At 35.5% G+C, this 13,919-nt stretch carries 14 protein-coding genes and 1 other annotated feature; of the genes, 11 read left to right on the top strand and 3 right to left on the bottom strand.

The annotated features are described in order from the left end of the window. Positions 1–50: 50 nt before the first annotated feature. Together FC66_RS00405 and rpmF are read left to right on the top strand one after the other, a co-directional pair. Positions 51–599 carry a YceD family protein gene (locus tag FC66_RS00405; RefSeq protein ID WP_057973391.1) on the top strand — a complete coding sequence of 183 codons (549 nt, stop codon included), beginning with the start codon at positions 51–53 and terminating at the stop codon, positions 597–599. 55 nt (positions 600–654) lie between these two features. Next, on the top strand, positions 655–834 hold the full coding sequence (gene rpmF, locus FC66_RS00410; RefSeq protein WP_057973392.1) for a 50S ribosomal protein L32: 180 nt from the start codon (positions 655–657) through the stop codon (positions 832–834). Between the two features lie 82 nt (positions 835–916). Here the strand turns inward: rpmF and FC66_RS00415 are convergent, their stop codons facing one another. Further along, positions 917–1,420, bottom strand: coding sequence for a hypothetical protein (locus tag FC66_RS00415; RefSeq protein WP_057973393.1), 504 nt, complete (start codon positions 1,418–1,420; stop codon positions 917–919). A 185-nt stretch (positions 1,421–1,605) separates the two neighbouring features. Here FC66_RS00415 and gndA point away from each other — a divergent pair, with 185 nt between their 5' ends. The 3 genes from gndA (at position 1,606) to FC66_RS00430 (ending at position 5,538) form a co-directional block, all read left to right on the top strand. After that, positions 1,606–3,027, top strand: a complete 1,422-nt coding sequence (gene gndA, locus FC66_RS00420) for an NADP-dependent phosphogluconate dehydrogenase (RefSeq protein ID WP_057973394.1) — start codon at positions 1,606–1,608, stop codon at positions 3,025–3,027. 316 nt (positions 3,028–3,343) lie between these two features. After that, positions 3,344–4,030, top strand: coding sequence for a response regulator transcription factor (locus FC66_RS00425; RefSeq protein ID WP_057973395.1), 687 nt, complete (start codon positions 3,344–3,346; stop codon positions 4,028–4,030). 38 nt (positions 4,031–4,068) lie between these two features. Further along, the gene (locus FC66_RS00430; protein ID WP_235804030.1) at positions 4,069–5,538 is read left to right on the top strand and encodes a HAMP domain-containing sensor histidine kinase; all 1,470 of its coding nucleotides are present in this window, start codon (positions 4,069–4,071) and stop codon (positions 5,536–5,538) included. A 29-nt stretch (positions 5,539–5,567) separates the two neighbouring features. Here the strand turns inward: FC66_RS00430 and yidC are convergent, their stop codons facing one another. Together yidC and FC66_RS00440 are read right to left on the bottom strand one after the other, a co-directional pair. Beyond that, positions 5,568–6,500, bottom strand: coding sequence for a membrane protein insertase YidC (gene yidC, locus FC66_RS00435; RefSeq protein ID WP_057973397.1), 933 nt, complete (start codon positions 6,498–6,500; stop codon positions 5,568–5,570). A gap of 86 nt (positions 6,501–6,586) precedes the next feature. Further along, on the bottom strand, positions 6,587–6,862 hold the full coding sequence (locus FC66_RS00440; protein ID WP_057973398.1) for an acylphosphatase: 276 nt from the start codon (positions 6,860–6,862) through the stop codon (positions 6,587–6,589). Between the two features lie 133 nt (positions 6,863–6,995). Here FC66_RS00440 and FC66_RS00445 point away from each other — a divergent pair, with 133 nt between their 5' ends. The 6 genes from FC66_RS00445 to mltG all read left to right on the top strand — a co-directional run bounded on the left by FC66_RS00445 (position 6,996) and on the right by mltG (position 13,851). Beyond that, positions 6,996–7,760, top strand: coding sequence for a TrmH family RNA methyltransferase (locus tag FC66_RS00445; RefSeq protein ID WP_057973399.1), 765 nt, complete (start codon positions 6,996–6,998; stop codon positions 7,758–7,760). Positions 7,761–7,879: 119 nt separating this feature from the next. Continuing rightward, positions 7,880–8,380 carry an HD domain-containing protein gene (locus FC66_RS00450; RefSeq protein WP_057973400.1) on the top strand — a complete coding sequence of 167 codons (501 nt, stop codon included), beginning with the start codon at positions 7,880–7,882 and terminating at the stop codon, positions 8,378–8,380. Between the two features lie 118 nt (positions 8,381–8,498). Next, entirely contained in the window at positions 8,499–8,843 is a 345-nt protein-coding gene (locus FC66_RS00455) for a winged helix-turn-helix transcriptional regulator (protein WP_057973401.1), read from the top strand. A 44-nt stretch (positions 8,844–8,887) separates the two neighbouring features. Beyond that, positions 8,888–9,121 (top strand) — a binding site (T-box leader). Positions 9,122–9,187: 66 nt separating this feature from the next. Then, entirely contained in the window at positions 9,188–10,234 is a 1,047-nt protein-coding gene (pheS, locus tag FC66_RS00460) for a phenylalanine--tRNA ligase subunit alpha (RefSeq protein WP_057973402.1), read from the top strand. A 6-nt stretch (positions 10,235–10,240) separates the two neighbouring features. Then, positions 10,241–12,661 carry a phenylalanine--tRNA ligase subunit beta gene (gene pheT / locus FC66_RS00465; RefSeq protein ID WP_057973403.1) on the top strand — a complete coding sequence of 807 codons (2,421 nt, stop codon included), beginning with the start codon at positions 10,241–10,243 and terminating at the stop codon, positions 12,659–12,661. Positions 12,662–12,714: 53 nt separating this feature from the next. Then, complete coding sequence (mltG, locus tag FC66_RS00470) at positions 12,715–13,851, top strand: endolytic transglycosylase MltG (protein WP_057973404.1); 1,137 nt, start codon at positions 12,715–12,717, stop codon at positions 13,849–13,851. The last annotated feature ends 68 nt before the right edge of the window (positions 13,852–13,919 follow it).

Below are 13,919 nucleotides of genomic sequence, written 5' to 3' on the forward strand. Positions count from 1 at the left end.
TTTTTAATCACAGGTATAATCATAAGCGTTGCATTAGGAGGCATATTTGCATGAAATGGTCCTTAGTTGAGTTAAAAAAACAAAGTGATGAACCACTTCAAGTTGACGAAATGTTAAACCTTTCCGAAGGATTAATGTTGCGCAACAAAATAATTACGTCGGTATCAGAAGTCCATGTTACGGGTATTCTAACGGCAGACCATCAAGATGTCATCGGCCATTTTAACGTTAGTTTGACAGTTAAGATGCCATCAACACGTTCGCTAGAGAGTGTCGATGTCCCATTGGATTTTTCAGTTGATGAATTTTATGTGGGTTATCGCGATAAAGCACTTGAACGATTTGATAAAAATGATGTCGTAATTATTTTGGAAGAAGATATGCTCAATTTGAATTCTGTGATAGAGGATAATGTTTTATTACAGATTCCGATGCAGATACTGACTGATGATGAGAAAAAAGCAGAAGAACTACCCGCCGGTGACGACTGGGAAGTTCTTACTGAAGATAAACTCGTACAGGTTAGAAAAGAAAAAGTTGATCCTCGATTTGCGTCGTTACAGAATTTTTTCGATAACGACGGTTCTGAAGAGGAATAAACATAACAATACTTTTATTAAAAGTTTTGGATAATTTTAAAGGAGGTGTTTGATAATGGCAGTACCAGCACGTAAAACATCAAAAACACGTAAGAGAATGCGTCGTACGCATTACAAGTTGACAGTCCCAGGTATGAGCGCTTGCCCTAACTGTGGCGAATTAAGAAAATCACATTATGTATGTCCTAGCTGTGGTTTTTATGACGGAAAAGAAGTTGTAAAAGTAAACAACTAAATTTACGCTAAGTAAAAAGCCTTAACAACCATGGTGTTAAGGCTTTTTCTGTACAAAAAAAACGATGACATTCAGTTGAATGTCATCGTTTTTCGTTAATTGTTAAACTCATGATTTTAAAGTCAGTCTCTGGGTCAAAGAATTGAAAAGGTAGTTTAGCTTGGCCTTCAATATAATTCACATTCTTGGCCGGTGTTTTAACGGACTTAAAAGTTGATGAATTAATTGATTTAATTAAGTCTATTAAATCTAAAAGTAGTAATTCAGGTTTATTACTAAGATTTGACCAACCCGAGAATTCAGAGCGGTAATTTTTGAAGATGGCTTTTCTAATTGGACTGATAAAAGCATTACTGCTGTCGTTTTCATAAGGAATTGACTGAGAAGCAATTGTATGTTGACTCGTTGTACTATAAATTTGGATACGACTGTCTTTTAAATCTAAAAAATCGGCCGTTAATAATTTTCCGTCAACTTGAACAACTAGGTCAAAAGTGGGAATGTGGTTAGAAAATTCAGCCTTTGCTCGACTGTATAAAAAGGTATCGATAGCGTAGTATAACTCTTGAACTTCAACTAATTTCATATTTGAATGACCTCCTGAAATCAGTATAACAAAAAAAGACAAAATAGATAGGAATTTTTGTTGTCTGGTGTATAATTGACGTTGAAAGTTAAAATGGGTTTATTGACGAAGTCGGTAGCTGATACTTTCTTAGATTACATGGTTTTTGATTCACAAAAAATTAAAGAAATGTAGGGGGTATTATGATGGATAAGGCACAAATTGGTGTTATTGGAATGGCTGTCATGGGTAAGAATCTTGCCTTGAATGCTGAGAGTCGTGGACATACTGTAGCAATCTATAATAGAACAGGGGCTAAAACTGAGCAAGTTATGAAAGACCACTCAGAAAAAAACTTAGTACCTAGCTACTCAATTAAGGAATTTGCAGATTCATTAGAAAAACCTAGAAGAATTATCATTATGGTTAAAGCTGGGAAACCAACTGATGCTGTTATCGCAGAATTATTACCATTCTTGGATAAAGGCGACGTTTTAATCGATGGTGGAAATACTTACTTTGAAGATACTGTACGTCGTAATGCAGAATTAGATAATTCTGGGATTAACTTTATTGGAATGGGTGTTTCTGGTGGTGAAATTGGTGCCCTTGAAGGACCATCAATGATGCCAGGTGGCCAAAAAGAGGCATATGACCTCGTTGCACCAATTCTTGAGGAAATGTCAGCTAAAGCTAAAGATGGCGCTCCATGTGTAACTTACATCGGTCCTAACGGTGCCGGACATTACGTTAAAATGGTTCATAATGGAATCGAATATGGTGATATGGAATTAATTTCAGAATCATATCATTTATTGAGAGACTTATTAGGACTTTCAGTGGATGAAGTTGCTAGTATCTTCTCTGACTGGAATGAAGGCGAATTGGACAGTTACCTTATCGAAATTACGGCAGATATTTTAACACGTAAAGATGATTTAGGTACTGGTAAACCAATTGTTGATGTTATCTTAGATCGTGCCGGTAATAAAGGTACGGGTAAATGGTCATCACAAAGTGCCCTTGAATTAGGTGTTCCTCAATCAGTTATTTCTGAATCAGTTTATGCACGTTACATTTCAGCAATGAAAGAAGAACGTGTTGAAGCAAGTAAAGTATTACCTAAACCTGAAGTTAAATTAGGTGAATTGGATAAAAAAGAATTAGTTGAAAAAATTCGTGAAGCATTGTACTTTAGTAAAATTATGAGCTATGCTCAAGGATTTGAACAATTGCGTGTCGCTTCAGAACATTACGAATGGGACTTGAACTTTGGTGATATGGCTAAGATTTGGCGTGCTGGATGTATTATTCGTGCTCGTTTCTTACAAAATATTACTGATGCATTTGACGAAAAAGCTGATTTAAATAACATCTTATTAGATGGTTATTTCAAAGATATTGTTAAAAAATATCAAGAATCAGTTCGTGATATCGTAGGTATCGCCGTTAAAGCTGGTATTCCAGTTCCTGGATTCAGTGCAGCAATTACTTACTACGATCAATATCGTTCAGAAGTATTGCCCGCTAACTTGATCCAAGCACAACGTGATTACTTTGGTGCGCATACGTATGAACGTACTGACAAACCAGGTTCATTCCATTACACATGGTATACTGAACAATAAATCATTAAATTAAATCTACTAAAAACAGGTAACGACATTTTAAAATGTTGCTGCCTGTTTTTTTATAAAATTTAATTATCCAGGTGTTTTTCGATAGATTAAATGGTATTTCGATGAAAAACGTATACGGGTAAATGTTTATTTTTAGTAAACTATATTCAGTGGAAAAGCTTATAAACGGCTATCTAATTTGGATAAACCAAGGTGTATGCAAGAATATCATTTAATGGTAGAATAAGAAAAGTAAGATATCGGTTAAAAAGTATCTGGATTTGAATGAGAAAATAAAATTAAACTAACGGGAGATCATGAAAATATGAGTCGTATTCTAATAATTGAAGATGAAAAAAATTTGGCACGCTTTGTTGAATTAGAATTACAACATGAGGGATTTGAAACTGAGGTTCATTTTGATGGACGAACAGGTTTAGAGGCGGCACTAAATGGCGATTGGGATTCAATTTTGCTTGATTTAATGTTGCCTGAATTAAACGGACTTGAAGTTTGTCGTCGTGTACGACAGGTTAAAAACACACCTATTATTATGATGACGGCTCGTGATTCAGTCATCGATCGCGTATCTGGATTAGATCATGGTGCAGACGATTACATCGTTAAACCATTTGCAATTGAAGAGTTATTGGCACGTTTACGTGCATTATTACGTCGTATCGACATCGAGGGTGAACAAAACGTTGCTAAACAAACGACGGTTACCTATCGTGATTTAACAATTGAAAAAGAAAATCGTGTCGTTCGTCGTGATAAAGAAGTAATTGAACTAACAAAACGTGAGTATGAATTATTGTTGGCTTTGATGGAGAGCGTCAATGTCGTTTTAGCGAGAGATGTTTTATTAGCTAAAGTTTGGGGTTACGAATCAGAAGTTGAAACAAATGTTGTAGATGTTTATATTCGTTATTTACGAAATAAAATTGATCGCAGCGGTGAAGAAAGTTATATTCAAACGGTTAGAGGTACAGGGTACGTAATGAGATCATGAAAAATAAAATAATCCAGCATCCAAAAGAAGTAAGACGCATGTCACTCAAATGGAAATGGGCATTGGGAACGGCAATAGGAGTATTACTTATATTTGCCGTTTTTTCTGCGCTTATTTTTCAGAGCTTTAGCGGCGTTTTATTAGATAAAGAAAAAAAGGATGTACAAAATACATTAAGAACGGTGACGCAACAGTTAAGTCGCGAAAACCAAGAGTTAACCGTCGCGAGTACTGAACAACATCTAAAACCAATAAATTCAGACCCTAGTCCGTCTAAAGATGAAAATAATCTATATTCAAATGCCGTTATTGTTAATTTATCAAAAGAAAATATTGCGGTTGGCATCTATGATTTGAACCAAAGGGAAGTTTTTGCTTCAAGAAATTTGAATGTGCCATTTATTAAAAAAAATGAAATGACTTTTACCAGTCAGAAAATTGATGGTGTGAATGGTTATGTCGCTAGAAGAGCCATCTATTCGTCTAAGACGGGTAAAAAAATTGGTTATGCACAAGTGGCTAACGCGTTAGAAAATTACCACAAAATAAGTAATAAACTAATTCTAATTTTCATAGTTTTAATCGTTACGGCTACATTTGGTAGTGCGATGTTAGGGTATGTTCTTGCATCTTGGTTACTAAGGCCGATTGACGTCGTAAATGAGACGATTGACATCATAAATGAAGGGGATACGCCAATTGGACACGTCCGCGTACCCGACTTGCATCGAAATGATGAATTATCTGATTTAACCGATTTATTTAATAGTATGTTAGATCGGATGGAGCGTTATGTCGATCAGCAACAACAATTTGTTGAAGACGTTTCACATGAACTAAGGACACCCGTCGCGATAATTCAGGGACATATGGAATTATTGAATAGATGGGGTAAAGATGATCCGGCAGTTTTGGCCGAATCTATCGAAGCGTCTCTACAAGAAATTAATCGAATGAAGAGTTTAGTTCAAGAAATGTTAGATTTATCACGGGCTGAACAAGTTGAAATGACATTTAAAAATGAATTAACCGATGTCCGACTAGTAGTTTTACAAATTTTTAACGATTTTAAAATGATACATCCAGATTTTACTTTTATTTTGGACGAAGATTTTAAAGGAAAAAGTTTAGTAAAGATATCGCGTAATCATTTAGAGCAAGTTTTAATTATTTTAATGGATAATGCAGTTAAATATTCAGAAACAAGAAAAGAAATTCATATTTCGGCGTCGAAAGACCTGAAAATGGTTCAAATTGCGATTCAAGATTTTGGTGAGGGAATTTCTAAAGATGATTTAAAAAATGTCTTTAATCGCTTCTACCGTGTTGATAAGGCGAGAAGTCGTGACAAAGGTGGTAATGGGCTTGGATTATCAATAGCACAAAAATTGATAATGGGTTACAAAGGAACTTTAGTGGTTGAGAGTGTTGAAAAACGTGGATCAATCTTCAGAATTTCATTACCTTTGACTTCAGAAAAAATTACTGAGGATACAAAAAACGATTAAAACTTCAAATCGAAGTTTTAATCGTTTTTTTATTTTCTATTTTGTTTACCTGCGTTACGATTACGATTCTTTTTTGCCGTATCTGAAATGTTATCTTCAACATTATCAAGTGTACGTTCAACTGTTTCTTCGACATCGTCAATGATCGTATGTTCTCTAACGATGGGTGGGTTCTTAGCAAGCTCTGCTTGGATTTCTCGACGAATTCTTGGACGCATTAACATAATAATAAATGTTTGGATACAAGCAAAGATTCCACCAATGAAGAAGTAGAGACCAATACCTGCAGGAGCACTTAATGTCACAAAAACCATCATAACGGGACTTGCAATTAACATCATTTGCATTGTTTTCTTTTGTTCTGGTGGTAAGCCAATTATTGAGATGAATCCTTGACCTAAGTAGACGATAAAACATAAAACAGTAAAAATGATCGACGGTGAACCTAATTTGATACCGAAGAATACGGCACCGTTTAATTCTGCTGAGTAAAGGATGGCCGCGTAGAGGGCTGCAAAGATTGGCATTTGGATTAATAATGGTAAACAACCAATTCCGCCGGTCATGCTGACGTTATTATCTTTGTAAAGGGCCATCATTTCTTGATTAATTGCCGCTTTATCTTCTGGTGATTTCGCAGCTTTTTGACGTTCTTGAATTACTTTTAATTGTGGTTGAATGGAACCCATCTTTTCTTGTTGGACCGTTGCCTTTTTTGATTGATTAATCATCATTGGCATCAAGGCCATTCGGATAACGAATGAGATCACGATGATTGCAAAACCATAGTTGTTACCTAGATGAGCTGATAACCATTCAATTAATCCCTGGGTAGGTTTTGCTAAGTAGTCGTAAACCATTCCGTAAGGATCACCATTTTTGTCTTGGCGTACACATCCTGATAAAAACAAGATGATCGCCATAAATATTGGGAGCATTGTCAAACGTTTAAGCTTTTTCATTAATTTATTTCCCCTTTTAATATGACTATACCGATTACTATACTTTAAATATAAAGGGATTTCAATGAAATATAGACAAATACTGGTTAGTAAAGAACGGTAAATTCAGTCGGATTATAATTAGTTAAGGGGGTTTCTGTATATTCAGTGACTTTACCAGCTGGCGTGGGTGATTTTTTTATTCTTTGTATGAATTTTTCTAGCTGGGTACTGTCTGGACTGCTTGCTTTAATTGTGACGCTGTCATCAAAATTATTTTGCACTGACCCATAGATACCTAAGTTGTCGGCTAACCTTTTGGTTGTATATCTGAATCCGACACCTTGAACACGGCCAAAAACGGTAATTTGAATTGCATTCATTATATAATCCTCCATAACTTAAGATTAGTGTAAGCCCTTTTATTACCTCAGTATAACTTGAAAAGATGAGAACTACCAACTAATGACATTTTAATTATGATATAATTATGATAATAGTAAGAGGGGTAACATTATGGAAAAAATTAATTCAACGCAGAATGCTAAAATAAAATATTGGAAAAAATTGCAAACGAAAAAAGGTCGAAAAAAAGAAAATAAGTATTTACTAGAAGGTTGGCATCTTGTTAAGGAAGCACTAATGGTAGATGCTAAAATTGAGTATTTACTTGTTACAAATGATTTCAGATATTTTGATGACATTATAAATACGGAGATCGAACAAGTTGAAATTTCGTCCGAAGTAAGCTTGTACCTTGCCGATACGAGTACACCGCAAGGAATCTATGCAGTTGTTAAAATGGAAGAAAATCGTCAACTAACAATTGATAACCTCGCCGGTGGTTGGTTAATGCTCGATGGTGTCCAAGATCCTGGTAATATTGGTACGATGGTGAGAACTGCTGATGCCGCGGGTTTAACTGGCGTTATTTTTGGTGAAGGCAGTGCAGACAGTCATCACCCTAAGGTTTTGCGCTCAATGCAGGGAAGTCAGTTTCATATTCAATTGGTGAATGCTGATTTAATGGAAGTTGCAACAGTATTTAAAGAAAATCATATTCCTCTTTATGGATCTGAATTAAACGAAGATGCACGTAGTTATCGCGAAATACCTGCCGCCGCTAATTTTGGCTTAATTATGGGTAATGAAGGTAATGGGATGCGTAATGATTTGTTAAATACAACAGATGCCAACTTATATATTCCAATTAAAGGCCGTGCGGAATCATTGAATGTAGCCATTGCCGCTGGTGTGCTAATGTTTCAACTTAAGGCCTAATTGTAAACGATATAACAAGATTATTACGATTTGTTAAAGATAGGAGATTACGCTTGCATTGGCTGCTTAATCAGTCATGATGGAGGTATGAAAAAATGATTCTGGGGGCGCGTTAATAGATGAAAAAAGATTCGTATCTTGATGATGAGCTGTATATGAGTTATGTTGGCGATCTTTTGGCAAAACCAGAAGTTCAAAGACTAAGTGAGTATACGCAACACCATTTCTCCACTAGATTAGAACATTCAATTTCGGTTTCCTATGACAGTTATCGTATTGCAAAGAAATTGCATTTAAATGCTAAAGCAACGGCAAGAGCTGGTTTGTTGCACGATTTATTTTACTACGATTGGCGTACAACAAAATTTGATCGTGGTACGCATGCCTGGATTCATCCTCGTATCGCAGTTAGAAATGCAGAAAAATTAACAACATTATCTGATTTGGAAAAAGATATCATCATTAAACACATGTGGGGCGCGACAATTGCACCACCTAAGTATCCAGAAGGTTACATTGTGACAATGGTCGATAAGTATGAAGCAACGAGCGAGGTTTCTTCACCAGTGAAGAATAAATCAAAACGTGGTTTCCAGCAGTTAATTGCAATTTTAAAATAAGATTAACAAAGAATGGGTCTTCGGACCCTTTTTTAGTTTATTAAAAAGTAGACCAATTTGTTTACTTTTTGTTAGTTAATGATAAAATATAATAGTAAAGTAATGGAGGAGGGATAAAATGCAAATTATTCAAGAAAAAACGAATTATGAAGTCTGTCCTAAGTTTGAGAAAACTTTCTCAATCCTAGGAAAAAAATGGAACGGTTTAATTATTAATGTTTTGTTGGATGAAGGTCCTCAACGATTTAAAGAATTAGCTCAAAAAGTTGATAAATGCAGTGACCGTGTGTTAGTCGAACGTTTAAAAGAGCTTGAAGAGGTTGGACTTGTTTCGAGAAGTGCGATTGGCGAAACGAGTCGTAGTTCTTATGAACTTACTGAACAAGGTGAGGACATGAAGAATATGATGACAAGTGTTCACGAATGGTCAGAAAAATGGTATACGCTTAAAGATTGCGAGTAGGACTTGACGCTAGGCTTTTATACCTTTAAACTATGAATATAGTGTTAAAGGCTTAGATAGAAAATAGTAGGTATCTTACTTCGGTAACAAAGGGATGGGCAGCTAGACTGAGACTGACCAATAAAATAAGATATTGAATTCACTTCTGGAGCTGTTAATTAACGTAATTTTTAATTTAAGTAAAATAATTAACCGGTTAATGGCCGTTATCATTTTGAGTGTTTGGGGTCTTTTTGTCTCCAAAAACAAGGGTGGTATCGCGAGGCCTCGTCCCTTTTTAGGGATGGGGCCTTTTTGCGTCCAAAAAATCTGGTAAAAACAATCAAACGAAGGAGTCGATATTAATGGATTTAAAAGAAAAGTTACTTGAACTACAAGAAAAAGGCTTAAAACAAATTCGTGAATCAGAAGATTTAAAACAAATTAATGATATTCGTGTTAATTTACTTGGTAAAAAAGGTCCTATTACGGAAGTATTAAGAGGAATGAAAGATTTATCTGCCGAAGAACGTCCTAAAATCGGTAGTTTTTCTAATGCTATTAAAAATGAATTAGCAGAAGCAATTCGATTAAAAAATGAAGAACTTGAAATTAAGAAGACGGCTAAGAAATTAGAAAAAGAGAAAATAGATGTAACCTTACCGGGAGCTCAAATTCAATTGGGACAACCACACGTAATTGCGCAAGTAATTGAAGAATTAGAAGATCTCTTTTTAGGAATGGGATATCAAGTTGTTTCTGGTCCTGAGATTGAAGAAGATCATTATAATTTTGAAATGTTAAATTTACCCGCTGATCATCCTGCACGCGATATGCAAGATACGTTCTATATTACGAAGGAATTATTAATGAGAACGCAAACGTCACCCGTTCAGGCAAGAACAATGGAAACACATGACTTTTCAAAAGGACCATTAAAAATGGTATCGCCCGGTAAAGTATATCGACGTGATACAGATGATGCGACTCATTCACATCAATTCCATCAATTTGAAGGATTAGTGATTGATAAACATGTAACGATGGCTGATTTAAAAGGAACGATTGAATTAATTGCTAAAACAGTATTCGGTGAAGAACAAGAAATCCGTTTACGACCAAGTTATTTCCCATTTACTGAACCATCAGTTGAAGTTGATGTCACTTGTTTTAAATGTCATGGTAAGGGATGTTCAATCTGTAAGTATACGGGTTGGTTAGAGGTATTAGGTGCCGGAATGGTCCATCCAAACGTCTTAAGAATGGCCGGTGTTGATCCTGAAGTTTATGGTGGGTTTGCCTTTGGCTTAGGACCTGATCGTTTTGCGATGCTTAAATATAGTATTGATGATATCCGTAATTTCTACTTGAATGACAATCGTTTCTTGTCACAATTTACGAAGAGGGGTTAGAAAATAATGAAAGTATCTAAAAATTGGTTAAACGAATATTTAACATTAGACATTGAACCTAAAGTTATTGCTGAAAAAATAGCACGAACGGCTGTTGAAATTGACAGCGTTAAACGTCCCTCTGAAGGACTTAAAAAAATCGTTGTTGGATATGTGGATAGTTTAGTGCCACATCCAGATTCAGATCATCTGAGTGTCTGCCAAGTTGACGTCGGTGAAGAAGAATTGATTCAAATTGTCTGTGGCGCACCAAATATCGCGGCAGGACAAAAAGTAATCGTTGCGCTCCCAAATTCTAGAATTGCGGACAACGTTAAAATAAAACGTGGTAAAATGCGTGGACAAGCCTCAGAAGGTATGATTTGTGCGTTACAAGAAATTGGATTTTCTGAAAGTGTCGTCCCTAAAGAATTTGTTGAAGGAATTTACGTAATGCCAGAAGATGCGGTTCCTGGTGAACCAGTGTTTGATTACTTGGGTATGAATGATGATATCATTGATATTGATGTTACACCCAATCGTGCTGATATGTTAAGCATGCGCGGTGTGGCTCATGAATTATCTGCAGATTACGACGTACCAGCTACATTTAAACATCCAGATTTAAAAGAAACTTCTGATGAAAAAATTGAAGATTACATCTCTTTAGCTTTACCAGATAAGACATTAGCACCAACATATTCTATGCGTGTTATTAAGGACCTAACCGTTAAAGCAAGTCCAATGTGGTTACAGATTAGACTCTGGAATGCGGGTGTTAGACCAATTAATAATGTTGTTGATGTTACAAATTATATGTTAATGGATTATGGTCAACCTTTACACGCATTTGATTATAATAAATTAGGCAGCAAAGATATTTTAGTAAGAACGGCAAATGCCGGTGAAAAAATAACGACGTTAGATACTGAAGAACGTGAATTGAAAGATTCAGATATCGTTATTACAAATGGCGATAAAGCCATTGCAATTGCCGGCACAATGGGTGGAGAATCAACTCAGATAACAAACGAAACGGTTACGGTTGCACTTGAGTCTGCCGTATTTAACAATTCAATGGTTAGAAAAACGGCACGTTCTCAAGGCATTCATAGTGAAGCATCAATGCGTTTTGAACGTGGGATTAACGTTGCCACAGTTCAAGAATCTCTTGATGCGGCTGCTGAGTTAATTGCTGAACTTGGTGATGGAACAGTCGTTACCGGTACGGCCAGCGCAAGTCGATTAGAAGCTGAATCAACTTTTGTGGACACAACGACGACGCATTTAAATAATGTGATGGGAACTGAATTATCGGAAACGCAAATCACTAAATTATTCCAACAATTAGGATTTACCGTAACCACTCGAGGATCAGTTTTAAATGTTGAAGTGCCCGCAAGACGTTGGGATATCAGCATTGAAGCAGATCTAGTTGAAGAAATTGCTCGGATTTATGGCTATGACAATATTCCTTCAACTCTTCCAACGGGTGAGATGACACCTGGTAAATATACTTACAAGCAAAAATTGATTCGTCAAGCACGTCATATTTTGGAATCTGCCGGATTGTCGGAGGCTATCAGCTATGGCCTAACAACTGAAGAAAAAGCTGGTAAGTTTATTTTTGAAGAAAAAGATGTGTATACAACTAATTTAATGTTCCCAATGAGTTCAGAACGAACAACTGTAAGGATGAATTTAATTAGCGGTTTATTAGACGATTTAAGCTATAATGAAGCACGTAAATCAGATAATATTGCTTTTTATGAACAAGGTAGGGTCTTTTTCCGTAGTGAAGGTGAAGATCGACCCGTCGAAATTGAACATATTGCGGGTGCAATGACAGGTTTATTCAAACTTGCTAACTGGCAAAGTGATAAACAACCAGTTGATTTCTTCATGATTAAAGGAGTCGTTGAACAACTTTTGACACAACTACAATTAACTGACGATGTTACATACGTAGCATCTGAAAGTCACGAAGACATGCATCCAGGACGTACAGCAGATGTATATCTAAAAGATGAATTAATCGGGTTCGTTGGACAAGTTCATCCTAACGCGGCTAAAGAATTTAATTTAAAGGAAACATATGTCTTTGAATTAGATCTTCAAAAATTAGTTGATGCAAAAAAAGAAGAACGGTTATTTGAACCTATTTCTAAATTCCCAGCAGTTACCCGTGACGTAGCTTTAATGGTTGCTAATGAATCAGCTAACAGTGATATTGAAACATTAATTAAAAACCAGGGTGGAAAACATTTAATTGACATTCATTTATTTGACCTTTATCAAGGATCTCATATTGAATCCGGTATGAAATCTCTTGCCTACACGTTAACTTATCAAGATACCGCTAAGACGCTGGTTGAAGAAGACGTGACGAAAGATTTTAATCGTGTTATTGAGGCCTTGAAAGAAACATTTAAGGCAGACATCCGATAATTTTAAACGCGGCATAATGACACCATTATTATACAGCGCGAGGAGGTTAATTAATGAAAAATGAGGATGTCTCTCCGGAATTGCCACCAGAGAATAATAAAAAGCAGGCTAAAAGAATTATTGTAGGAGTAATAACGTTATTATGCGTTTTACTGCTGACAATATTATTTATGACCTATAATTATATAAAAGCGTCATTAGATCCTCTAGATAAAAATAATAATAAAATTGAACAAGTTTATATTCCAATCGGATCGAATACAAAACAAATTGGAACCATTTTAGAAAAAAATAAAATTATTAAAAGTGGGACTGTTTATACTTATTATGTGAAACAAAAAAACGTTTCACAATTTAAAGGTGGTTATTATCAACTTAAGGCATCTATGAGTTTAGATAAGATTGCATGGACCCTTCAGCAAGGTGGTAGTAGTGAACCTATTCAAAATACGTTAACTAAAGTTTTAGTTAGTGAGGGAACGACAGTCAATGAAATTGGTAAAGCTATTGCTAAAAAAACCAACTTTTCGTATGATGATTTTATCAAACTAATGAAAAATAAAACTTTTTTAACGTATCTGGACAAAAAATATCCGGACCTTTTAAATTCCTCTATGGCGTCTAAAAATGTCAGATATCATTTAGAGGGTTATCTGTTCCCTGCAACGTACACTGTTTATAAAAAAACGACGTTGAAGGATCTTGTTGAACAAATGATTGTTAAGGCCAATGATGAATTGTCGCCTTATTATGAAACGATATCAAAACAAAAGTTAACGGTTCAAAATGTTATTGCGCTTTCTTCACTAGTTGAAAAAGAGACGGCAAATCATGCCGATCGACAGAAAATTGCGGGCGTTTATTTTAATCGGATTGATGCAGAGATTCCTTTGCAATCGAACATTTCAGTTAGTTACGCTTTGAACACACCGCAGAGAGAGTTAACATCGGCGGACTATTATACGGATAAACCATATAATTTGTATGTCTACAAAGGATTTGGACCGGGTCCGTTTAATAATGCCAGCTTGGATTCTATTCAGGCCGTATTAAAACCGTTGGACAGGAAGAAAGATAATATCTATTTCATTTTCAACTCAAATTCTAAAAAAATAGAGTATTCTAAGACATACGAATATTATCAAGCCTTTTCTCCTACGACTCAAACGGATAATGGTTACGTGCAATAATTTACGTAACCGGTTTACAATCGCAACATTAAATGTTAATCTGATAGGCATATTGAACATATCAATTT

The sequence above is a fragment of the Dellaglioa algida DSM 15638 genome (assembly GCF_001434695.1).
GTDB classification, from domain to species: Bacteria; Bacillota; Bacilli; order Lactobacillales; family Lactobacillaceae; genus Dellaglioa; species Dellaglioa algida.